General features: G+C 46.6%; 20 protein-coding genes, 1 tRNA gene and 2 rRNA genes. 6 read left to right on the forward strand and 17 right to left on the reverse strand.

All coding sequences use genetic code 11. The features are described 5' to 3' along the window. Window positions 1-91: 91 nt before the first annotated feature. The 3 genes from Pcarn_RS13105 to Pcarn_RS13115 all read right to left on the reverse strand — a co-directional run bounded on the left by Pcarn_RS13105 (window position 92) and on the right by Pcarn_RS13115 (window position 5,004). A 23S ribosomal RNA gene (locus Pcarn_RS13105) occupies window positions 92-2,981 on the reverse strand. A gap of 316 nt (window positions 2,982-3,297) precedes the next feature. After that, window positions 3,298-3,373 (reverse strand) — tRNA-Ala (locus Pcarn_RS13110). A 78-nt stretch (window positions 3,374-3,451) separates the two neighbouring features. Beyond that, a 16S ribosomal RNA gene (locus Pcarn_RS13115) occupies window positions 3,452-5,004 on the reverse strand. Together the 16S and 23S rRNA genes with 1 tRNA gene alongside form the textbook arrangement of a ribosomal RNA operon. Window positions 5,005-5,604: 600 nt before the next feature. Here Pcarn_RS13115 and Pcarn_RS13120 point away from each other — a divergent pair. Then, the gene (locus Pcarn_RS13120) at window positions 5,605-6,057 is read left to right on the forward strand and encodes an RNA recognition motif domain-containing protein (protein WP_261834269.1); all 453 of its coding nucleotides are present in this window, start codon (window positions 5,605-5,607) and stop codon (window positions 6,055-6,057) included. Here Pcarn_RS13120 and murI read toward each other — a convergent pair. Further along, the gene (gene murI / locus Pcarn_RS13125) at window positions 6,029-6,823 is read right to left on the reverse strand and encodes a glutamate racemase (protein WP_261834270.1); all 795 of its coding nucleotides are present in this window, start codon (window positions 6,821-6,823) and stop codon (window positions 6,029-6,031) included. The genes Pcarn_RS13120 and murI overlap by 29 nt on opposite strands. Window positions 6,824-6,969: 146 nt before the next feature. Here murI and trmA point away from each other — a divergent pair, with 146 nt between their 5' ends. Then, window positions 6,970-8,079 carry a tRNA (uridine(54)-C5)-methyltransferase TrmA gene (trmA, locus tag Pcarn_RS13130; protein ID WP_261834271.1) on the forward strand — a complete coding sequence of 370 codons (1,110 nt, stop codon included), beginning with the start codon at window positions 6,970-6,972 and terminating at the stop codon, window positions 8,077-8,079. A gap of 37 nt (window positions 8,080-8,116) precedes the next feature. On the opposite strand, the gene Pcarn_RS13135 is transcribed toward trmA, so the two are convergent. Beyond that, window positions 8,117-8,473 (reverse strand): YijD family membrane protein, encoded by a 357-nt coding sequence (locus tag Pcarn_RS13135; protein ID WP_261834272.1) that lies wholly within the window; start codon window positions 8,471-8,473, stop codon window positions 8,117-8,119. Between the two features lie 16 nt (window positions 8,474-8,489). Further along, the gene (fabR, locus tag Pcarn_RS13140) at window positions 8,490-9,104 is read right to left on the reverse strand and encodes an HTH-type transcriptional repressor FabR (RefSeq protein ID WP_261834273.1); all 615 of its coding nucleotides are present in this window, start codon (window positions 9,102-9,104) and stop codon (window positions 8,490-8,492) included. A 176-nt stretch (window positions 9,105-9,280) separates the two neighbouring features. On the opposite strand from fabR, the gene sthA reads away from it, so the two are divergent. After that, window positions 9,281-10,681 (forward strand): Si-specific NAD(P)(+) transhydrogenase, encoded by a 1,401-nt coding sequence (gene sthA, locus Pcarn_RS13145; RefSeq protein WP_261834274.1) that lies wholly within the window; start codon window positions 9,281-9,283, stop codon window positions 10,679-10,681. A 4-nt stretch (window positions 10,682-10,685) separates the two neighbouring features. Here the strand turns inward: sthA and dinF are convergent, their stop codons facing one another. From dinF to Pcarn_RS13160, 3 genes are all read right to left on the reverse strand, one after another. Further along, on the reverse strand, window positions 10,686-12,053 hold the full coding sequence (gene dinF, locus Pcarn_RS13150) for an MATE family efflux transporter DinF (protein WP_390904489.1): 1,368 nt from the start codon (window positions 12,051-12,053) through the stop codon (window positions 10,686-10,688). Window positions 12,054-12,117: 64 nt separating this feature from the next. Then, window positions 12,118-12,738: a transcriptional repressor LexA gene (gene lexA, locus Pcarn_RS13155; RefSeq protein WP_261834276.1), complete on the reverse strand. Its 621-nt coding sequence runs from the start codon at window positions 12,736-12,738 to the stop codon at window positions 12,118-12,120. 117 nt (window positions 12,739-12,855) lie between these two features. Beyond that, a complete protein-coding gene (locus Pcarn_RS13160; protein ID WP_261834277.1) occupies window positions 12,856-13,212 on the reverse strand; it encodes a diacylglycerol kinase in 357 nt (118 codons plus the stop codon). A gap of 199 nt (window positions 13,213-13,411) precedes the next feature. Here Pcarn_RS13160 and plsB point away from each other — a divergent pair, with 199 nt between their 5' ends. Next, window positions 13,412-15,835, forward strand: coding sequence for a glycerol-3-phosphate 1-O-acyltransferase PlsB (gene plsB, locus Pcarn_RS13165; RefSeq protein WP_261834278.1), 2,424 nt, complete (start codon window positions 13,412-13,414; stop codon window positions 15,833-15,835). A gap of 24 nt (window positions 15,836-15,859) precedes the next feature. On the opposite strand, the gene ubiA is transcribed toward plsB, so the two are convergent. The 8 genes from ubiA to ftsY form a co-directional block, all read right to left on the reverse strand. Next, on the reverse strand, window positions 15,860-16,714 hold the full coding sequence (gene ubiA, locus Pcarn_RS13170) for a 4-hydroxybenzoate octaprenyltransferase (protein ID WP_261834279.1): 855 nt from the start codon (window positions 16,712-16,714) through the stop codon (window positions 15,860-15,862). Then, window positions 16,701-17,252, reverse strand: a complete 552-nt coding sequence (locus Pcarn_RS13175) for a chorismate lyase (RefSeq protein WP_261834280.1) — start codon at window positions 17,250-17,252, stop codon at window positions 16,701-16,703. Before Pcarn_RS13175 ends, ubiA begins: the two co-directional genes overlap by 14 nt. Before the next feature lie 85 nt (window positions 17,253-17,337). Beyond that, window positions 17,338-18,171, reverse strand: a complete 834-nt coding sequence (gene glpG / locus Pcarn_RS13180; RefSeq protein WP_261834281.1) for a rhomboid family intramembrane serine protease GlpG — start codon at window positions 18,169-18,171, stop codon at window positions 17,338-17,340. Beyond that, a complete protein-coding gene (glpE, locus tag Pcarn_RS13185; RefSeq protein WP_261834282.1) occupies window positions 18,168-18,491 on the reverse strand; it encodes a thiosulfate sulfurtransferase GlpE in 324 nt (107 codons plus the stop codon). Before glpE ends, glpG begins: the two co-directional genes overlap by 4 nt. Before the next feature lie 354 nt (window positions 18,492-18,845). Next, a complete protein-coding gene (gene rpoH / locus Pcarn_RS13190) occupies window positions 18,846-19,706 on the reverse strand; it encodes an RNA polymerase sigma factor RpoH (RefSeq protein ID WP_261834283.1) in 861 nt (286 codons plus the stop codon). A 166-nt stretch (window positions 19,707-19,872) separates the two neighbouring features. After that, entirely contained in the window at window positions 19,873-20,808 is a 936-nt protein-coding gene (gene ftsX, locus Pcarn_RS13195; protein WP_390904490.1) for a permease-like cell division protein FtsX, read from the reverse strand. After that, window positions 20,798-21,472, reverse strand: coding sequence for a cell division ATP-binding protein FtsE (gene ftsE, locus Pcarn_RS13200; RefSeq protein ID WP_261834285.1), 675 nt, complete (start codon window positions 21,470-21,472; stop codon window positions 20,798-20,800). Before ftsE ends, ftsX begins: the two co-directional genes overlap by 11 nt. 23 nt (window positions 21,473-21,495) lie before the next feature. Then, window positions 21,496-22,683: a signal recognition particle-docking protein FtsY gene (gene ftsY / locus Pcarn_RS13205; RefSeq protein WP_261834286.1), complete on the reverse strand. Its 1,188-nt coding sequence runs from the start codon at window positions 22,681-22,683 to the stop codon at window positions 21,496-21,498. 128 nt (window positions 22,684-22,811) lie between these two features. Here ftsY and rsmD point away from each other — a divergent pair, with 128 nt between their 5' ends. Next, window positions 22,812-23,423 (forward strand): 16S rRNA (guanine(966)-N(2))-methyltransferase RsmD, encoded by a 612-nt coding sequence (gene rsmD, locus Pcarn_RS13210; protein ID WP_261834287.1) that lies wholly within the window; start codon window positions 22,812-22,814, stop codon window positions 23,421-23,423. After that, window positions 23,420-23,686 (forward strand): DUF1145 domain-containing protein, encoded by a 267-nt coding sequence (locus tag Pcarn_RS13215; protein ID WP_261834288.1) that lies wholly within the window; start codon window positions 23,420-23,422, stop codon window positions 23,684-23,686. Before rsmD ends, Pcarn_RS13215 begins: the two co-directional genes overlap by 4 nt. Window positions 23,687-23,721: the final 35 nt, after the last annotated feature.

Genomic DNA, 23,721 nt, shown 5'->3' on the forward strand with positions numbered 1-23,721 from the left:
CAAATTCTTAAAATTCGGAAAGCTATCTAAAAGTTCATCACACAATCAACGTTCTATCTTTGAGTCCAACTCAAAACCTCTTAGGTGTTGTATGGTTAAGCCTCACGGGCAATTAGTACAGGTTAGCTCAACGCCTCACAACGCTTACACACCCTGCCTATCAACGTTCTAGTCTCGAACAACCCTTCAGGACACTTAAAGTGCCAGGGAAGACTCATCTCAGGGCTCGCTTCCCGCTTAGATGCTTTCAGCGGTTATCGATTCCGAACTTAGCTACCGGGCAATGCCATTGGCATGACAACCCGAACACCAGAGGTTCGTCCACTCCGGTCCTCTCGTACTAGGAGCAGCCCCCTTCAATCTTCCAACGCCCACGGCAGATAGGGACCGAACTGTCTCACGACGTTCTAAACCCAGCTCGCGTACCACTTTAAATGGCGAACAGCCATACCCTTGGGACCGACTTCAGCCCCAGGATGTGATGAGCCGACATCGAGGTGCCAAACACCGCCGTCGATATGAACTCTTGGGCGGTATCAGCCTGTTATCCCCGGAGTACCTTTTATCCGTTGAGCGATGGCCCTTCCATTCAGAACCACCGGATCACTATGACCTGCTTTCGCACCTGCTCGAATTGTCATTCTCGCAGTCAAGCGGGCTTATGCCATTGCACTAACCTCACGATGTCCAACCGTGATTAGCCCACCTTCGTGCTCCTCCGTTACTCTTTGGGAGGAGACCGCCCCAGTCAAACTACCCACCAGGCACTGTCCTCACCCCAGATAATGGGGCTAAGTTAGAACATCAAACATACAAGGGTGGTATTTCAAGGATGGCTCCACCAATACTGGCGTACTGGTTTCAAAGCCTCCCACCTATCCTACACATGTAGGCTCAATGTTCAGTGCCAAGCTGTAGTAAAGGTTCACGGGGTCTTTCCGTCTAGCCGCGGGTACACTGCATCTTCACAGCGATTTCAATTTCACTGAGTCTCGGGTGGAGACAGCGTGGCCATCATTACGCCATTCGTGCAGGTCGGAACTTACCCGACAAGGAATTTCGCTACCTTAGGACCGTTATAGTTACGGCCGCCGTTTACCGGGGCTTCGATCAAGAGCTTCGACTTACGTCTAACCCCATCAATTAACCTTCCGGCACCGGGCAGGCGTCACACCGTATACGTCATCTTACGATTTTGCACAGTGCTGTGTTTTTAATAAACAGTTGCAGCCACCTGGTATCTGCGACTCCCAATAGCTCCATCCGCAAGGGACTTCACCGTCGAGAGCGTACCTTCTCCCGAAGTTACGGTACCATTTTGCCTAGTTCCTTCACCCGAGTTCTCTCAAGCGCCTTGGTATTCTCTACCCGACCACCTGTGTCGGTTTGGGGTACGATTCCTTATAATCTGAAGCTTAGAGGCTTTTCCTGGAAGCATGGCATCAATGACTTCACCGCACGTAGCGGCTCGACATCGTATCTCAGCGTTAAGAAAGTCCGGATTTACCTAAACCTTCCGCCTACATACTTGAACCTGGACGACCGTCGCCAGGCCCACCTAGCCTTCTCCGTCCCCCCATCGCAATTATAAGAAGTACGGGAATATTAACCCGTTTCCCATCGACTACGCCTTTCGGCCTCGCCTTAGGGGTCGACTTACCCTGCCCCGATTAACGTTGGACAGGAACCCTTGGTCTTCCGGCGAGGAGGTTTTTCACCCCCTTTATCGTTACTCATGTCAGCATTCGCACTTCTGATACCTCCAGCAGCCCTTACAGACCACCTTCAACGGCTTACAGAACGCTCCCCTACCCCGCTAATAAAATTAGCAGCCGCAGCTTCGGTGTATAGCTTAGCCCCGTTACATCTTCCGCGCAGGCCGACTCGACCAGTGAGCTATTACGCTTTCTTTAAATGATGGCTGCTTCTAAGCCAACATCCTGGCTGTCTAAGCCTTCCCACATCGTTTCCCACTTAGCTATACTTTGGGACCTTAGCTGGCGGTCTGGGTTGTTTCCCTCTCCACGACGGACGTTAGCACCCGCCGTGTGTCTCCCGGATAGTACTCAATGGTATTCGGAGTTTGCAAAGGGTTGGTAAGTCGGGATGACCCCCTAGCCTTAACAGTGCTCTACCCCCATTGGTATTCGTCCGAGGCTCTACCTAAATAGATTTCGGGGAGAACCAGCTATCTCCAGGTTTGATTGGCCTTTCACCCCTAGCCACAAGTCATCCGCTAATTTTTCAACATTAGTCGGTTCGGTCCTCCAGTTGATGTTACTCAACCTTCAACCTGCCCATGGCTAGATCACCTGGTTTCGGGTCTATATCCAGAGACTGAACGCCCAGTTAAGACTCGGTTTCCCTACGGCTCCCCTAGATGGTTAACCTTGCCACTGAATATAAGTCGCTGACCCATTATACAAAAGGTACGCAGTCACACCACGAAGGTGCTCCTACTGCTTGTACGTACACGGTTTCAGGTTCTATTTCACTCCCCTCACAGGGGTTCTTTTCGCCTTTCCCTCACGGTACTGGTTCACTATCGGTCAGTCAGTAGTATTTAGCCTTGGAGGATGGTCCCCCCATATTCAGACAGGATATCACGTGTCCCGCCCTACTCGATTTCACTGATGATGCGTCGACAACTACGGGACTATCACCCTGTATCGTTGAACTTTCCAGAACATTCGTCTAACGCATTAAAAGCTTAAGGGCTAATCCAATTTCGCTCGCCGCTACTTTCGGAATCTCGGTTGATTTCTTTTCCTCGGGGTACTTAGATGTTTCAGTTCCCCCGGTTCGCCTCTTACACCTATGTATTCAGTGCAAGATACTAGCTTATGCTAGTGGGTTTCCCCATTCAGAAATCCCAGACTCAAATGGTTTTTACTACCTAATCTGGGCTTATCGCAAGTTAATACGTCTTTCATCGCCTCTGACTGCCAAGGCATCCACCGTGTACGCTTAGTCACTTAACCATACAACCCAAAGAAGTTTCTTTAAGGTTGATAATCAAATCACCAAAGTTGTCTGCAATTATTTAAACATGATGCAGACTCGATTTTGCCGGACTCAAATAATTTCTTTTGCTTTCTAAAAGCGAAAACAAAAGCCAAGAACACTTGATTGTGTGTTGGTACCTAAATCATAAAGATTTAGGATTTGAGAACTTTTAATTGAATATTGTTAATCAAACAATATTCGTCAGCTTTCCAAATTGTTAAAGAGCAAGTTTTTCTGTCTATAAAGACAAAAAACCATTTTTAAAGATTCTTAAGGAAAAACCTTTAAAGATGGTGGAGCTAATCGGGATCGAACCGATGACCTCTTCGCTGCCAGCGAAGCGCTCTCCCAGCTGAGCTATAGCCCCATCTGGTAGAAGAATTCCTTGGTTGCTCTATTAAACCGTATCAATCTGTGTGGACACTCATCGTGAATAATCATCGTATAAGGAGGTGATCCAGCCCCAGGTTCCCCTAGGGCTACCTTGTTACGACTTCACCCCAGTCATGAACCACAAAGTGGTGAGCGTCCTCCCGAAGGTTAAACTACCCACTTCTTTTGCAGCCCACTCCCATGGTGTGACGGGCGGTGTGTACAAGGCCCGGGAACGTATTCACCGTAGCATTCTGATCTACGATTACTAGCGATTCCGACTTCATGGAGTCGAGTTGCAGACTCCAATCCGGACTACGACGCACTTTTTGGGATTCGCTCACTCTCGCGAGTTGGCCGCCCTCTGTATGCGCCATTGTAGCACGTGTGTAGCCCTACTCGTAAGGGCCATGATGACTTGACGTCGTCCCCACCTTCCTCCGGTTTATCACCGGCAGTCTCCCTGGAGTTCCCACCATTACGTGCTGGCAAACAAGGATAAGGGTTGCGCTCGTTGCGGGACTTAACCCAACATTTCACAACACGAGCTGACGACAGCCATGCAGCACCTGTCTCAGAGTTCCCGAAGGCACCAATTCATCTCTGAAAAGTTCTCTGGATGTCAAGAGTAGGTAAGGTTCTTCGCGTTGCATCGAATTAAACCACATGCTCCACCGCTTGTGCGGGCCCCCGTCAATTCATTTGAGTTTTAATCTTGCGACCGTACTCCCCAGGCGGTCTACTTAACGCGTTAGCTCCGAAAGCCACGGCTCAAGGCCACAACCTCCAAGTAGACATCGTTTACGGCGTGGACTACCAGGGTATCTAATCCTGTTTGCTCCCCACGCTTTCGCATCTGAGTGTCAGTATCTGTCCAGGGGGCCGCCTTCGCCACCGGTATTCCTTCAGATCTCTACGCATTTCACCGCTACACCTGAAATTCTACCCCCCTCTACAGTACTCTAGCCTGCCAGTTTCAAATGCGGTTCCGAGGTTGAGCCCCGGGCTTTCACATCTGACTTAACAAACCACCTGCATGCGCTTTACGCCCAGTAATTCCGATTAACGCTCGCACCCTCCGTATTACCGCGGCTGCTGGCACGGAGTTAGCCGGTGCTTCTTCTGTCGCTAACGTCAAATAATGCAGCTATTAACTACACTACCTTCCTCACGACTGAAAGTGCTTTACAACCCGAAGGCCTTCTTCACACACGCGGCATGGCTGCATCAGGCTTGCGCCCATTGTGCAATATTCCCCACTGCTGCCTCCCGTAGGAGTCTGGACCGTGTCTCAGTTCCAGTGTGGCTGATCATCCTCTCAGACCAGCTAGGGATCGTCGCCTTGGTGAGCCATTACCTCACCAACTAGCTAATCCCACCTGGGCTAATCTTGACGCGAGAGGCCCGAAGGTCCCCCTCTTTGCTCCGAAGAGATTATGCGGTATTAGCCATCGTTTCCAATGGTTATCCCCCACATCAAGGCATATTCCCAGGCATTACTCACCCGTCCGCCGCTCGACGCCGTTATCGTTCCCCGAAGGTTCAGATAACTCGTTTCCGCTCGACTTGCATGTGTTAGGCCTGCCGCCAGCGTTCAATCTGAGCCATGATCAAACTCTTCAATTAAAGTTTTGTTGTTCCGAAGAACGGCTCAATGAATACTGACTTCAAAATCACTAAGTAATTTTAAAGCTATTATCGTTCCAACAGAACGATAATGAATTGACTGTGCCAAGTCTTTCGACTCGTTTGGTCACTCAGTTCATTGATAAATCTTTTTGGATTATCATCAACGAGTGCCCACACAGATTGATAGGTTTAAATTGTTAAAGAGCTTGCTTTTTCGAGGCTTACCTCTCAAAGCGGACGGCCATTCTAGCGATTTGAATCTCAGTGTCAAACACTTTTTGCTTTTTATTTTGAGAAGTATTTTCTCATCAAGTTGAAGCAAATGATTCAAGGCTTTTAGCCTCTGACCACCGCTGAAGCGTTGTGCGCTCTGCCGTGTCAGTGAGGCGGCATTATAGAGATCCTTTTCATCCCCGCAAGATCTTTTTTGAAGTTTTTTTCTAAGCGTTCAAATATCAAGCAAAGCGCTTGTTTTTCACCTTATAAAGTAAACGAGAACATAAAATTGGAAAAATTAATGGTGCGTGCATAATATCTATGTGTCTGTTTTGTTAATAAATTTCACAAACACATCGTCAAATTAGTGAGTCCCGACTTATGAACTCAAATAAATCTCTAATTATTCTTCTTATCCTGCTTATCGCCGGCTTCGCTCTGTTCTCTGCTGTTGCAATACCTGGCAACCTCGCCTTCTGTATTGGTGTCGTTGTTGCAGCTGTAATTCTTTGGCAGCGCCCTTCTTCTTATTCTGAAGATGATGACGAGCATGGTGAACTGACCGAAGGTACTACCCTATATGTAGGTAACCTTTCTTATAAAGCTAATGAGTCAGACGTGAAGGATCTGTTCGAACAGCATGGTCATGTAAACAGTGTGCGACTAATGAAGGATAAGCGCACAGGCAAGAGACGTGGTTTTGGTTTCGTTGAAGTATCTGAAGATGATGCCGATTCCATGATCAGCGCACTCAATGAGTCAGAGTATATGCAACGAACCATAAAGGTACGTGTAGCAAATGAGCCTAAGCACCCTTCAGTGGCTGAATCTTAAGGGAACCGAAACCCATTTCAGTTAGCGAGACTTGCAAGGCCTCTTTATATTCGATCTCAGCACTGCAGTAGACCCGATAAAGCGGATGTTGATCATCCGCTTTAATTTTGTCTTGTAGAAGGAACTCTACTCTACGTGCAATTGCTTCCCCTGAATCGACTAACACAACATCCGCCCCCATCACCTGTTGGATTTCTTCTTTCAATAAAGGGAAATGAGTACAACCTAGAACAGCTACATCGATATAACCATTCAAGGGTTCAAGTACCTTGGCAAGTTGCTCTAGATCCACAAGTGACTTTCTCAGCTTTTTCTCCGCCATATCCACCAGCGTTGTACTGCCTAGTAGCTTTACATCTTTATCAGCAGCAAAGTCCTTAATTAGGTCGTGGGTGTACTCTCGAGTAATGGTTGCAGGGGTTGCAATCAGCCCCACTCCAATGTTCGCCCTCTGAGAAGCTGGCTTTATAGCAGGCACCACACCTACTACAGGGATAGAGAGCAGTTGTCGTAACTTAGGTAAGACGACCGTACTTGCGGTATTACAGGCTATTACCACTAGGTCTATGTTGTGAGATTCGACAAATTGAGAAACGTATTGGCAGGTGCGCGAGATAAGCTCTTCTTGCGGGAGCTCACCATAAGGGTAGGCTTGGTTATCGAAGATATAGGTACAGCTAAGGTTAGGCATCTTGGCTTTGATATCCTGAAATACAGAAAGACCGCCAACGCCTGAGTCAAACATTAAGATGGTTGTTTTTGACATACGAACTGTTACCTACCTTACTCGCAGTGCGCGCTACTTTAGCAAAATTCAAAAGTTAATCATCTACTATTATGAGTATGAACACGTGCACCCTTCAAAATTTGGGTATAGAATCTGCGCCTATTTCAATCAATTAGGAAAAATGCATGTCCATTCCTCAAACCAGCTCTGACTCTTATCAAGTTCAGCTCGACGAAAAGACCAAGCGTCTACAAGCGATGTTCTCTGATTATGAGATGCCTTCTCTAGAGGTATTCCCATCTCAGGAGCAACACTATCGTATGCGTGCTGAGTTTAGAGTTTGGCACGAAGGGGATGACCTGTATTACATCATGTTCAACCAGGAGACTCGCGAAAAGTATCGTTTAGACCAGTTCCCGGTTGCTAGCCGTATTATCAACGATCTGATGCCTCTATTGATTGAAGCAGTAAAAGATAAACCTGTATTGCGCCATAAGCTGTTCCAAGTAGACTTCCTTTCTACCCTTAGTGGTGAAGTGCTTGTCTCTCTTCTTTATCACAAGAAGTTGGATGACGAGTGGATTGCGCTTGCCAAAGAGCTGAAGCAGACCCTAAATGACGAAGGCTTTAACCTGAACCTGATCGGCCGAGCTCGTAAGATGAAGATCGTGCTAGACCAGGAGTACGTGATAGAAAAGCTAAACGTATTCAACCGTACTTATACCTACCAGCAGATCGAAAACAGCTTTACCCAACCAAATGGTAAGGTTGCAGAGAAGATGCTTGAGTGGGCGGTCGATTGTACTCGAGACTCTAAAGGTGACCTTCTTGAGCTCTACTGTGGTAACGGTAACTTCTCTCTTGCGCTAGCACAGAACTTCAACCGCGTACTGGCTACTGAGCTTGCGAAACCATCAGTGGATTCGGCGCAGTTCAACATCAAGGCGAATGAGATCGACAATGTTCAGATCATCCGTATGTCAGCAGAAGAGTTTACTCAGGCAATGGAGGGTGTGCGTACCTTCCGTCGTCTAACCCAAGCGGGTGTAGACCTTAAGACCTATGACTGTAATACCATCTTCGTCGATCCGCCGCGCGCAGGTATGGATGAAGGTACTTGTAAGATGGTTCAGGCTTATGAGCGTATCCTTTATATTTCATGTAATCCGGATACTCTAAAAGACAACCTAGAGATCCTAGGTAAAACGCACAACATTACTCGCTTCGCACTATTCGACCAATTCCCATATACCCATCATATGGAAATGGGCATCATGCTAGAGCGAAAGGCATAGAATAAAAAAGGCGAGGTTATTAACCTCGCCTTTCTGTTTAATTCGTTTGGCCAAAATAGCCAAGCCTTCTACCTACCCAGACCAATAGCACCATGGTCACTATAATAGAGAAGAAGTTAGTTCCGGCATCTGGGTACTGAGCCTTGATGAAGGCCGTATGACCAAAGAAGCCGATAAAGAAGCTACCTAGCCCCAACATTGGGAAGTCTTCAGCCACTGGAGACTTCAGATACTGTTGATACATCGCCTGAACTGAAAGCACTAAACAGATCAGTGGAAAGATAGAGAAAGAAAAACCAGGCACTGAAAAAGCCGAAAGCAGAGCACTAATACTCATACCGCTAATCAAGGCCAATAGAAGTGACTTTTTATCTGAGTTAAGGGTGTTCGACATTGTTTCCTCTTTTGTTCTAATCGTCATTGCTTTGGTAGTTACTCATTGCATGAGCCCCCAATGAAAGCATTCGAACCTGTGTTATCAAGCGTCTTCCGCGCTCTTGTCTTAGTTCTGGTTCAAGGTCTAAAAGTTCCGCTCCCGAACTAAATACCAAGGTAACCACAGCTTCGGCCTGCAAAGTAGCAAGCTTACGTGGTAGGTCTTGAGTGGTTAAGTAGTCAGAAAGCTCAGTAATAAAGAACTGAATCTCGCGTGCTACCGCAGAACGGAACTCTTCTGAAGTACCCGAACGCTCACGCAATAGCAGGCGGAAGATATCTGGATTGTTTTCAATGAACTCTAGTAGCGTCTCTATGGAAGTCTGAATAACACTACGGTCCGGTTGGATTCTCTCACGTGCCTGACGCATCAACTGACGAAGAAGCAAGCCAGCTTCATCTACCATCACCAAACCAAGCTGATTCATGTCAGCGAAGTGACGATAAAAAGAGGTTGGAGCTATTCCCGCTTCTCTAGCTACCTCTCTCAAACTCATGCTTGAGAGACTGCGACCGCAAGAGAGCTGATTGAACGCTGCATCGATTATCGCTCTTCGTGTTTTCTGTTTCTGTTCAGCTCTGACGCCCATGCTTTTACTACTAGAAAGTTATTTCGTGTCAATTAAGCCTAATTAGAGCAGGCATTGCAAACGCTCAATCTTTACAAAGTGATCTTTATTGTGAAGCTGTCCACTTAGTGAGTCCGTGTGTGTTTACCTAATCCCACATTTATTTAAAATGCCCGTAACAAAACAAGGAGGTCTGTGTGACTCGTCGTGCTCATTTTGATGTAATCGTGATAGGTAGTGGTCCTGGTGGTGAAGGGGCAGCTATGGGACTAACCAAGGCTGGCTTTAAGGTTGCCATTGTCGAGCGAGAGAAGAGTGTTGGGGGCGGATGTACACACTGGGGTACCATTCCTTCCAAAGCACTGCGTCATGCAGTTAGTCGCTTTATTGAGTTCAATAGCAATCCCCTCTTTTGCAAGAACAACCAAAGCCTAAATGCTAGCTTCGATGACATATTGTCTCACGCTAAAACGGTTGTAGATAAGCAGACCAACCTAAGACAAGGCTTCTACGATAGAAACCACTGCACCCTTATCTTTGGTGAGGCCAACTTTAGCGAAGCCAATACCATTCAGGTAAAGACACCCGATGGCCGTATCGAAGAATATACTGCTGATCGCTTTGTTGTTGCCACTGGCTCTCGTCCATACCGTCCATCCAATATCGACTTTGATCATCCTAGGGTTTATGACAGCGACTCTATCTTGAGATTGCACCACCAGCCAAGGCACATCATCATCTATGGTGCTGGGGTTATCGGCTGTGAATATGCCTCTATCTTCCGTGGCCTAGGGGTGAAGACTGATCTGATTAATACTCGCAAGCGTCTATTGTCATTCCTAGACAACGAGATCTCCGATGCCCTCTCCTACCACTTTGGCAACAACGGTGTAGTTATTCGCAATGATGAGATCTACGACAGAGTAGAAGGTACTGATGATGGCGTGATACTGCACCTAGAGTCCGGCAAGAAGATGAAAGCAGATTGCTTGCTGTATGCGAATGGACGTACGGGTAACACAGACTCACTAAACCTTAGCGTTACCGGTCTAACACCAGATTCACGCGGACAGCTAAGCGTTAACAGTGATTACCAGACTGAAGTACCACACATCTATGCGGTAGGTGATGTGATTGGCTACCCGAGTCTTGCTAGTGCGGCTTATGATCAGGGGCGTTTCGTCGCTCAGGCTATAGCCGAAGGTCAAGTTAAACAGCACCTTATCGAAGATATCCCGACCGGTATCTACACCATCCCAGAGATCAGTTCTGTTGGTAAGACAGAGCAAGAACTTACCGAAGCCAAGGTGCCTTATGAAGTAGGACGCGCCTCCTTTAAGCATCTGGCTCGCGCACAGATCTCAGGTAAAGATATTGGCAGCCTAAAGATACTCTTCCATAGGGAAACGAGACAGATTTTAGGTATCCACTGCTTTGGTGAGCGTGCCGCAGAGATCATTCATATCGGTCAAGCCATCATGGAGCAGCCTGGGGAAGCGAATACCCTAGACTACTTTGTAAATACCACCTTTAACTACCCTACTATGGCTGAGGCCTATCGTGTTGCAGCGCTAAATGGCATAAACCGACTCTTCTGATCAATTAGAGGGCAGATTGTAAAAACTGCCCTTTTTTCCATGAGTTGATAAAGATAACCGCGAGGCTCAGGCCGCGAATTCCCATAAAGGTCAACATAGCTAGCCATAGAGCGTGGTTTTCCAAACTGGATGAGAGCGCATATACAGCAAAGAAGCTTAATGCAGACAAGAACATGGTATTACGCATATCTTTGCCGCGGGTAGCTCCGATAAAGATGCCATCAAACAGATAACTCCATAGCGCAACCATAGGCATTAGCGCTAGCCATAGTAGATAGATAGAAGCAGTGGTACGCACCGAGTCTATATCACTGATCAGAGCTACTACGTGATCTCCTAATATTAAGAACACTGCACTGAAGCCTAAGCAGATCACCACTCCCCATACAAAGGTACCTGCAATAGATAAACTAAGCTGCTCACGATTCTTAGCCCCTATAGCTTTACCTACCATAGCCTCAATGGCGAAAGCAAAACCGTCCATCGCATAAGAAACAATGAGTACAAAGCTCATCAGAACCGCATTAGCTGCCACTATGTCATCACCAAAGTTAGCCCCTTGGAAGGTCATAAAGGCCAATACAGCTTGTAGACACAAAGAGCGCAGGAAGATATCTCGATTTAGGCGTAGAAAGCGATTCATCCCTAGGAATAAATCCAAACCCTTATCTTTTAGGCTAGAAAGTGAGAGCTTTACTGAGCGCCCCCACAGCTTAAAGCAGAAAAACAAACCCACCAGCAGACCACAGTAATCTGCGATGACCGATGCAGCGGCAGCCCCTGCTACGCCATAGTTAAGCACCACCACAAATAGGATATCGAGAATGATATTGACTAAGTTAGTGACTATCACCAACCACATCGGAGCTTTGGCATCTTGATTTCCCAAAAGCCATCCTAGCATCACGAAATTCATCATCGCCGCTGGCGCACTCCAAGCGCGCACAAAGAAATACTCCTGTGCGTAGGTCTTTACCTGAGCGCTGGCATCACTAAAGCTCATTGCGATATCGAAGATAAAACGATGCAAAATCAGGAACGCTAGGGCAAAGAATAATGCCATGCTGATGCCTTGGATAAGCACGCCCGCAAGCTTAGAGCTATCTTCTGCACCTTTAGCCTGCGCAGATAAGCCAGTTGTAGACATACGCAAGAAACCAAATAGCCAGAAGATCATGCTGATCATAGTGCTACCGAGCGCCACACCACCTAGATAATAAGAATGTTCAAGGTGCCCCACTACGGCTGCATCCACCAGACCCAATAGCGGCACAGTAATATTGGACAACACCATAGGAATAGCTAAAGCGAGGATGCGTTGGTGTAGCGTCCAATCAGAAAATACAGGCGTGAGTCGGTGGAACATTTTTATCTCGTATATAAAAAATCAGCGCCCCTAAATTGGAGCGCTGAGTCAAAACAGTCAAGGATTAGATTTATATCCAATCACTATTGCGAATAATGCCTACCGCAATACCCTCTATTGCGAGATGTTGCTGAGTAAGGTCAACCTTGATTGGCGATAGCTCTTCGTTTTCTGGATGAAGAAGCACAGTTGATCCCTTTCTCTCCAGACGCTTCACCGTTACATCATCATCAACACGAGCAACAACTACTTGGCCATCCCGTACATCTTGAGTCTTATGCACTGCAAGAAGGTCGCCATCCATTATACCGATATTCTTCATACTCTCGCCGTGAACACGAAGCAAGAAATCAGCTTGAGGCTTAAACATTTGAGGATCAACCTGATAGTGAGACTCGATATGTTCTTGAGCTAGGATAGGTTCACCTGCTGCAACATTACCGATCAACGGCAAGCCGTCATCGTCGTTTGCACTATCTTGCAACAAGATACGAATACCCCGCGACGCTCCCGGAATAATCTCGATCGCCTGTTTCTTGGCGAGCGCTTTTAGGTGCTCTTCGGCCGCATTGGCTGAACGAAAGCCTAGTTCACGCGCAATCTCTGCTCGTGTTGGCGGCATACCTGTGTCTTCGATCTTAGTCTTGATCAGGTCGAATACCTGTTGCTGTCGTGGCGTAAGCGGTCTCATAAGTCACCTGTTATTTTGTACAGTTAACTGTGAGTATATCCAGTATGGATGAATTATCAACCATTACTGAACTATGATGCGGATATTAAAGAAGTTTTTCTAAAAGTCAGGGCTAAGTTAGAAAAACAGAGCCTCTGCCCAGATATAGGCCACCAGTGCTAGAGCAACAAATACTGCTGCTGAACCGATATCCTTAGCACGACCTGCTAACTCATGCACCTCTGGACCAATTCTATCCACCACGGCCTCTACCGCCGAGTTCATCAGCTCAGCGATCAGCACGATAAACACAGATAGAATCATCAACATGCGCTCTGTCTGAGAGACATCTAGGATAAATGCAATTGGGATAAGAACGACTGCGAGGAATACCTCTTGGCGGAATGCGGCTTCGTGTTTGAAAGCGGCTCTAAGTCCTTGAATGGAATACCCAGTTGCCCTGATGATGCGATTGAAACCAGTATTGCCTTTCATTATTCACCTTTCTATTGCTTAGAGCTTCCCTTGCCCAATTTTAAAAGTAGCTAGGGTATACACTTTTTGTTGGGATAACCTAACATTACTACAATTCCAGTTAAAAGGTTCGACCAGTTCTGCTATTCTTGCGACGCTTTATTCACAACCTACTCTTGAAGTGTCATAGACGCGTAAATCAATTGGATATCAAAACCATATGTCTTCAGGTCAAACACTGACGCAATCTCTATTGCAACTGCCACTTAATGTGATGGTGAAGGGAAATCCTGTACCTACCGCTCCCATTAGTGATCTCAATATAGATGTCGAAAAACCTATCGTTTATGCACTGCCATTCGAGTCAAACGTCGACCTTCTTTCTCTTAGAAAACAAGCACTAAAATTTGGTCTTCCTGATCCGCTAGAGCCACTAAAGATTGGCGACCAAAGCTTTAGACGTTATGTCTTCATCTCAACCAATCGTGCAGACAGAGACAAGAACACTTTAGACTCTCTTGGTTCCCAAGCGCTGTTCACCCAACTATTGAAGCTTCATCGCGAGGATCAAGAGTTAGATGTACAGCTGCTACCAATCACAGTTATGTGGGGTAGAAAACCGGGTAAAGAGGGGGCAGACAAGCCTTATCTAGAAAATCTCTCTTCTTGGAAAAAATTCATTGCGGTTCTGACTTCTGGTCGAGACTGTATGATTCGCTTCAGCCCTTTGGTATCCCTGCGCTACATGGCGGAGTCTCATGGTACTGACGAATCTATCGCTCAAAAACTGGCGCGTGTGGCTCGTATCCACTTCTCAAGACAAAAGTTGGCGGCATCAGGCCCTAGTCTGCCTAGCCGTGATTTGTTGTTTAAGCGTTTAATAAAATCAGAAGCTATTAATCAAGCGATTGCTGACGAAGCGAAATCCAAGAACATCAGCATTGAAAAAGCAGAGCAAGAAGCCTTGAAGATCATGGATGAGATAGCGGCTAAGTTCTCTTATTCCCTTATCAAACAAGGTAACTTCGTCCTAACTTGGCTTTGGAACCGATTGTACCAAGGCATCAATGTTAGCAACGCCGCCACGGTACGTAGACTCGCGCAGGATGGACACGAGATAGTGTACGTTCCGTGTCACCGTAGCCATATGGACTACCTACTACTCTCTTATGTTCTTTATCATGAGGGTATGGTGCCTCCGCATATCGCAGCGGGCGTAAACCTTAACTTCTTCCCTGCAGGCCCAATCTTTAGACGCGGTGGCGCTTTCTTTATTCGTCGCAGTTTCAAGGGTAACAAGCTTTACTCAACTATATTCCGCGAATACCTAGCCGAGCTTTTTGTTAAGGGTTACTCAGTAGAATACTTCAGTGAAGGTGGCCGCTCTCGTACTGGTCGCTTGCTTCAGGCGAAAACGGGTATGTTGGCAATGACAGTACAAGCCATGCTTCGTGGTCTAAACCGTCCTGTAACTCTAGTGCCAGTCTATATCGGCTATGAGCACGTAATGGAGGTTTCGACCTATGCCAAAGAGCTTCGTGGTAAACGCAAAGAGAAAGAGAATGCGGGTCAGGTACTGCGCACTATTCGCAAACTGCGTAACTTCGGTCAAGGCTATGTGAACTTCGGTGAACCTATCCCGCTAAATCAATATCTGAATGAGCAAGTGCCAGAGTGGACTCAAGACATAGGTGCTCCTGATGGTCAAAAGCCTACCTGGATGACACCTACAGTTAATGCTATCGCTGAAAAAATGATGACTCATATCAACGACGCAGCGGCAGCAAATGCACTGACCCTAGCGGCAACAGCGCTACTAGCTTCAAGACAACGAGCTCTTACCAAAGAGAGCCTGATCTCTCAGATTAATTGCTATCTTGAGCTTCTAAAGCATGTACCTTATACAGACCACGCTACTGTGCCAGATAGCACAGCAGAAGAGCTAGTTGAGCACGCTATCTCTCTCGATAAGTTTGTGGTGGGTTCGGACACTATGGGAGACATCATCTCTCTAGACCGTCACCAGTCGGTGTTGATGACCTACTATCGCAACAACATCATCCATATGTTTGCCTTGCCATCGATGGTAGCTCAACTGATTATTCAGCTGCCGAACTGCACCTTGAGTGAGCTAAAGAAAACAATTGCGATCTTGTATCCATTCCTGCGCAAAGAGCTGTTTCTCTCTTACGACGAAGCTGAACTGGAACAGAAGATTGAACAGGTTATCGCCGAGCTAGGCCGCCAAGGGCTGATTGAGGTTAATGGTGAAGAGATCCTGCTGAATCAAGCAAACATTCATACCCTTCAACTTCTATCTCGAACCATCTCTGAGACGTTGCAACGCTACAGCATTGCGGTAAATCTGCTGGTTGCTCAACCTGAACTGGCCAAGGGTGACCTTGAGAAGCTAAGCCAAGTTATTGCGCAGCGCTTAGGACGACTGCATGGTATCAATGCTCCTGAGTTCTTCGATAAAGGGGTGTTTACCGCACTTATCTTTACCCTTAAATCTCAAGGATATCTAGATAGTGATGGTAATTGCGACCTAGCACGAACCCAAGAGTTGGCAGATATCCTGTTACGGATACTTGCTCCAGAGGTGAAGCTCACAATCCGCGAAGGTATTGCTCAAGCCATATAAAAAAAGCCCCGTCAGGGGCTTTTTTTATAAATAACTGATAAAGAGACCGGCTGTCACCGCCATCCCTACATAGTTGTTATTTAAGAAGGCTTGGAAACATGGCGCCCGCTCTCTGGTCTTAATCAACCACTGCTGATACACAAACAAGCCACCGGCGACCAATACGCCCCAGTAGTAAGCAGCAGTCAATGACTCGAGCATGCCAACTAGCAGTAGTAGTGCAATAGATACCGCCTGCAAAACACCAATGATTAGTTTATCGTAGCGACCAAACAAAATAGCAGTCGACTTAATGCCTACCTTAAGGTCATCTTCTCTATCTACCATAGCGTATTGGGTATCGTAGGCGATGGTCCACAGTAGGTTAATCACGAACAAGAGCCAAGCCATTGGCTCAACAGTCCCAGACTCAGCGGCCCACGCCATAGGAATAGCCCAACTAAAGGCCATGCCTAGCACCAATTGAGGTAGATGAGTAAAGCGTTTCATAAATGGATATAGCGCTGCCAACGCAATACCCACAAAAGAGAGCTGAATAGTTAGGGTATTCATGGTTAGAACCAACGCGAATGCCAGCAAACTCAGTACACCAAACAGGACTAAAGCCTCTTTTGCGGTAACCAGTCCACTTGGGATAGGACGCTGCTTAGTACGCTCTACGTGTCCATCGAAGTTTCGGTCAGCGTAATCGTTAATCACACAGCCGGCTGAGCGCATCAACAAAACTCCAATGCAGAATACGATAAGTACTGTCCATTGCGGTTGACCTTTTGCGGCCATCAACAACGCCCAAAGGGTCGGCCAAAGAAGCAATAGACTGCCAATTGGGCGGTCCATTCGCATTAAGAAATAGTAAGCACGAAGCTTAGCAACCGTCATCTGTTTTCCTTTCACTGTATATCGGCGCATCTGGTAGGAATATCTCTGCCACCAGCATAGGCCTTTCATTCATCCATAAACGTGAGCGACGTGCAAAAAGCACTTCTCCAGCAATCTCTACCTGTGCTACCTGCAAGCCATCTCGATAGGCACCCTCGGAGTTGAAAACTGTCACGCCAAGAGGAAGAGAGCCTTGATTTTCAAGGTCATGTGGCTGTGCCGCCAATGAGGTTTGAGGGATCAGGGTTCGGCCGTACACCCAGTCATGTCTATCACCACGCAGAATCACTTCACGCAATAGACAGGCTTCATTGGATAGAAAGCCTTGTTCTTGAGTCGTTAGAGAATCAGCAGGAACCTTACTGTTAGTAAATACCTCAACACTGAGTTCTTCGCATTGCTCAGCCAAACGGTGAGACAAAGAGTCTTTCTCTAAAAGCCAACAGCGTATGTTTGAATCAGGAAAATGGAAAACCTCTGGTTCTTGCCACTTTGCGGATTGGAGGGCGAGTTCAAAGGCTCGAATTAGACTGGTCATAAATTTATTGGAGCTAAACACCCTAAAGATTACTACGTGGGCATTGTAGCAATCTCTAGATGTGCGGTTAACTTAGATTTTCAATTTAAGTGAGCTGAGGCTTTGAACTATCAAACCAGCCTAACATTAGGCCAGCAAATAATCCTGCTAGGTGAGCGGCATTAGCTATAGCCATATATGGCTGAACAAAACCGAGCACAAGCCAGATCAGCATGAAAACAAGGATAGGCTTCTGGATAATCAGCCCTAATTGAGGAGCTCGGGCCGTCATTACCCAGAAATAACCAACTAGCGCATACACGACGCCACTTAAACCACCGAAATTCGCCCCTTCTATCCAGTATTGGGCACAGCCCGACAACAGAGCAGAGACCAAGAAGATCTTAAGTAGCCTTCCTTTTCCTAGCCTTTGTTCTATGTCTCCACCCAGTTGCCACCACCATAAAAGGTTAAAAGTGATATGCAGGATAGAGAAATGCAATACAGCGTGGGAGAAATATCGCCACACTTGGAATTGCTGACTAGCGAAAGCTGGAAAGTGGAACCATTCGAATATCTGTTGTTGCCATCCAATCAACCTTGGAATGTACAACACAATACAGATCGCCATTATCCCCAAAGTCACGACACCCGCTTTAGCCTTTAGCATCTGCATCATGTTTGGCGAAGAATAGCGAAAGACCTGCTTTCTGCTGTCGGCTACCTCCCAAGAAGCGGCCTGATAGCGATTATGGTGTGGATTGGAGGAAAAGGTTTTCAGTTCCTGCTGTACCCTATCGATCTGCTCCTCATCGTGGAGCCATAGGGCAAACATCCCATCACCTTCCGGCATCTGAGACAGGGTTACACCCTGAGATGCCATGTAATCGATGAAAGACTGAGCCAGTCTAGGATTGTTGAATTGAGTGAGACGTATCATTCAACGCTCTCAACCGGCAGTTGCTCTCGCCTCCATGCCTCGAAACCACCATCAACGGTGTAAACCTCTTCGAAGCCTTGATTCAATAGATACTGAGCCGCACCGACACTACTGATACCGTGATAGCACATCACCATCACTGGCTCTTCGTAATCGGACTCTTGTATGAATTGCGTTAGGGTGTGGTCGGTCAAATGGAAGGCATTGGTTGGATGCGCCAAAGCGAAAGACTGTGGGTCTCTAATATCTACCAAACGGGCTTTACCTTGTTGCTGTTTTTCTAGTGCTGATTGCACGTTGATATGTAGTACTTCTTCCATCTGTTTTGTTCTCTTTCAAAAATCCTATCCAAGGCGAGCATAATTTAATATACCGAGCTTTGATACAAGAATGATCAAATTGCCATCACTTGTGGGTAAATCTGTGGATTAAGTTGATAAAGTGGTTTCGAATAAATTGATCCACAATATGTAGTATTGATCTTGGATAAAGTGTTGGATCGTTTTTATTAATCCCCAAACCCAAATAGCATGATAACCCTTGATATACGGCAGTTAAAGACATGCTATATAAATTTATCCCACAGAGTTATCCACAGAAGAGCAATTCTATTTTAGATCCAATAAAAAAGGCCAAGATCATAAATCTTGGCCTTTCTCGAAGTGCTGAGCTAATTAAAGATCGCCAACGGCGCCTTTCAGCTTTTTCATTGCGTTTTTCTCTAGCTGACGGATACGCTCTGCAGATACACCGTAGGTTTCTGCAAGCTCTTGAAGGGTCGACTTCTGATCATCCAACCAACGAGAGCGCACGATGTGTTGGCTTCGCTCATCCAAAGTCGCCAGTGCATTCGCTAGACGCGCGTTAGTGTGATTTTCCCAGTTGTCTGCTTCATAGCTTTCAGCAACGTCTGAATGTTTATCTTCCAGATACAGCGCTGGAGCAACTGTTGGTGCTGAGGCATTGTCATCATCATCGGCAGTAAACTCGAAGGTCGCATCTTGAGCTGCAAGACGAGATTCCATTTCGCGAACCTCTGAAGGAGACACACCTAGCTCGCTGGCTACTGTCTCAACTTCACCTTGGTTAAACCAACCAAGACGCTTCTTGTTCTTTCTCAGATTGAAGAACAATTTACGCTGAGCCTTAGTCGTGGCAACCTTAACGATACGCCAGTTACGCAACACATACTCGTGAATCTCGGCTTTAATCCAATGAACGGCAAAAGATACCAAGCGAACCCCTACTTCAGGGTTGAAGCGCTTAACTGCCTTCATTAGACCGATGTTACCTTCTTGAACTAAGTCAGCCAGTGGCAGACCGTAGCCAGAATAACCTCGAGCGACATGAACAACAAAACGCAAATGAGATAGGATCAGCTCTTTCGCAGCCTCAATCTCACCTTTGTAATGTAAACGCTCGGCCAGTTCTCTCTCTTTCTCAGCGGTCAGCATTGGGTAGCTGTTGGCTGAGCTGATGTAGCTGTCTAGGCTATCTTGAGATACCACTGCCATTGCAAACGTTTTATTAGTCATTCAATTCCTCTTTCACTGAATCGTACTACTTAATCCACTGTTAATTTAGCGAGTGCTAAAAAAAGGTGGACTGAATATTATGCACAGAAATTCGTCTAGAGCAAGTTCAAGTCTGTGAGTCAATGCATAGAGTTGAAAGCTTGCCCTAGGGTAAGACATAGAAATTTTAGGTAGGTTCAATTTCAGAAAGATGACGACGTGCCGAAGCTTGTGCAGCAAATAGACCAAGGAAGCCACCAAGTAGGAACAGAATTAAGGTTTCATCGATATCTAGACGAGTAAAACCAAAGCTACTGTCATAAAGGCTGGCCACCAGCTCAACTGAGCTGCCCAACACAAGAGAAAGAACTAGGGTCACCAACCACGCCAGTATGGCACCTAGTAGCCCCAACCACATACCCGAATAAAGATATGGTCTTAGAATATAGCTATTGGTAGCACCCAAGAACTTCATGACCTGAATCTCTTGCTTGTGAGCAAGCACACTAAAGCGCATGGTATTGCCAATGATAAGCACCACAGCAATGAGCATCATCACTGCAAGTGAGACCGCTAGAGCGCTACTCAACGTCTTTACCGCATCGAATCGCTGTAACCAATCCTTATCCAGACGAATATCGGTAAAGTCGCTCTTGTGTTGCTCAGCAAGCTGAAGAATGTGTCGCTGAGCTGACTCGGTGGCTTGTGCAGGGTGGATTACCAATAGCGCAGGAAGTGCATCCTCATCCAAAAGGCTCATAGTACTCTCAAAGCCAGATACCTGACTCAGATCTGCCAAGCCCTGTTGGGAAGAGATATACTCAACCATTTCAACCGCGCTATCACTTTCTATCTCATCCTTTAGCAGCATAATGCGAGCTTCAGGGGTGCCCTCTTTTAGATAGGCGCTGATAGCTGCAGGCTGATTCACCTGCTCAGAAGCGATTACTACGTTCTTTGCGACTACATACAAGCTCGCTGGAAGTGCTAAGATAATGGCAATAACTGCAAGGGTGAACATACTGCCGAGAGGTCTTTGAACAAGATCCCTCAGTGCGCCCTTAGCCACTAATAAATGCGAACGGAAGTAGCCGACTTTCGCAACCTGTCCCTTATTGCCCATAGCCAGCAGCCTCACTCAAAAATCCTTGGTTAAGTTCAAAGCGACGATACTGACGACGCTGTTCCATCATGCCCACATCGTGGGTCGCAATAAGGATGGAAACGCCTGCTCGGTTGAACTCCTCAAACAGTCTAAAGATGCGATTCGATAGCTCAGGGTCTAGGTTACCCGTAGGCTCATCGGCCAAAAGCAGAGTGGGTCTGTTAACCACCGCTCTTGCGATACCCACACGCTGTTGCTCACCACCAGAGAGTTGAGAAGGCAGGCAACGCGCTTTATCCAAAAGACCTGTTTTATCCAGAGCGGCGTTTACGCGACGCTTGATTTCATTTTCAGCGTAGGACTCGATACGCATCGGTAAAGCCACATTGTCGTAAACACTTCGATCCATCAACAATCTGTGGTCTTGGAACACGATACCGATATTACGACGCAAAAACGGGATGTCTTTATCGCTGATACGGGTGATATCGTGCTCGTTAAATAAGATCTTTCCGTCTGTTGGCCTTTCCATGGCGCAGATTAATTTGAGTAAGGTACTCTTACCTGCACCTGAGTGCCCACCAAGAAATGCCATCTCACCCTTTCGCAGGTGAAAGTCCACCTTTTGTAGGGCCTGATGACCACCGCGATAAGCCTTACTTACCTGTTGAAAATTAATCACTTAACTATCCTTGCGCTTTGGACTTATTCGTCTCGACTAAATAGAGCTTCGATGAAATCTTGGGTCTCAAATGGACGTAGATCATCGATACCCTCACCCACACCGATAAAGCGGATTGGGATATTGAATTTGTCTGCTAGAGCAAAGATAACGCCACCTTTAGCGGTGCCGTCGAGTTTAGTCAGTGTAATACCAGTAACCGGAGCAACATCGCTAAACAGTTTTGCTTGGCTGATAGCATTCTGGCCAGTACCTGCATCTAGGGTAAGCATGATTTCATGGGGAGCGCTGTCATCAATCTTCTTCATTACGCGAACAATCTTGCGAAGCTCTTCCATCAGATTGCTCTTATTCTGCAATCGACCTGCTGTATCTGCGATCACCACATCGTAGCCACGCGCTTTAGCTGCTTCGATAGCATCGAAGATAACCGAAGCACTGTCAGCACCTGTGTGTTGAGCGATAACTGGAACTTCGTTGCGCTGCCCCCAAACCTGAAGCTGCTCAACCGCGGCTGCACGGAAAGTATCACCTGCGGCTAGCATCACCTTCTTACCTTGAGATTGGAATTGCTTGGCAAGCTTACCGATAGTAGTTGTCTTACCGACACCGTTTACGCCAACCATTAAGATGACATAAGGGGTCTTTTTCTCATCAACCTCTAACGGCTTCTCAACCTGAGTCAAGATCTCTGCCATCTCCTGCTTAAGCAGATCATACAGAGCTTCACCGTCTTTTAGGTCTTGGCGAGAGGCTTTTTCGGTTAGGTTGTCGATGATCTTCATGGTGGTTTCCATGCCCACATCGGCAATCAATAGCTGTTCTTCTAGCTCTTCGAATAGGTCATCATCGATCTTCTTGCCTTTAAACAGGCCAAAGAAACCGGCGCCTATGTTGGCTTTGGTGCGCGCCAGGCTGCGCTTAAGGCGAGCAAAGAAACTCTCGGTAGGCTTTTCTTGAACCTCTGGTTGTACAACTGGTGCTTGTAACTCTTCAGGTTCTTCTTCGGCTACAACCTCTTCAGTAACTTGTTCAGTTTCAGCTACCGGCTCAGTAGTTTCGGTTTCTTGCTCAACCTCAGAGGCTTGTTGTTCTAGCACTTCCTCTTGTGAGGCTTGCTCTTCTTGAGTTTGTTTCTGTTCCGCTGGAGCTTGTTCTTCGTCACCGAATCCAAGCCACGACAGCAACCCGCGTTTCTTCTTATCCGTCATCGGAATAAATCCTGTTTTTTACTTCTGGGCGAGACATAGCGAACGCTTCGTGCCAATTCACCATGATAGAAATTGCGTTTAAGAGTACAATTCTAAAATATTCAAGCTAAAACAGCATCAAAAATAGCATGAGAAAACAACAACGCTCCTCAAGTGGCAAAAACACAGGTAAAACTCGAGCGGGTTCAGGCTCTATTCGAATTATCAGTGGCTTATGGAGAGGACGAAAACTGCCGGTTCACGACGCCGAAGGGTTAAGACCCACAACTGACAGAGTAAAAGAAACTCTATTCAATTGGATTGCCATGGATGTACCACGAGCCAAGTGTTTAGATCTTTTTGCCGGTTCTGGCGGCCTTGGTTTTGAGGCAGCGTCGAGACAAGCAGAAAAAGTCACCATGTTGGAGCTTAATAAAGAAGCCCACGCACAACTAGTGAAGAATGTCTCAACGTTAAAAGCAGACAATATTGAGGTTCTAAACAAGGACAGCCTGGAATTTTTGAAGAATAACGGCGAACCTTACGACCTCGTCTTCATCGATCCTCCCTTCCGCAAAGGGTTACTAGACGATGTTGTGAATCTGCTGGAGAGCAATCACTGGTTAGCCGATGATGCGCTAGTGTATATAGAGGCAGAGAAAGAGCTCGAATTACCAGAATTACCATCGCACTGGCATCTTCATCGCGAGAAAGTCGCAGGTCAGGTGCGTTTTCAACTGTTTACGAGGCAAACACCATGAAATACCTACTGATCTTGGCTAAGGCGGCCATCGCTTTTGTCTGGTTTGTACTTATCTTCAACATCTTCCAACCGTTTCCAGGCAAAGCCGCCATCGCTCTGTATATCATGACCGCATTCTTGCTGATCATGCACGGCATTCAAGCTGCCATCTTTATCGGTGCGTTTGGTGACAAGATTAAAGTCACCAGTTGGGAGAAATGGTCAATACTCATCTTCGGTATCTTCGCCCTGTTAGACATTCGCCGTAAGTACATGATGTAAAAGAAATTAGCCTCGATTTATCGGGGCTTTTTTGT

Origin of the sequence: Vibrio ishigakensis, assembly GCF_024347675.1 — a bacterium.
Classification (GTDB): domain Bacteria; phylum Pseudomonadota; class Gammaproteobacteria; order Enterobacterales; family Vibrionaceae; genus Vibrio; species Vibrio ishigakensis.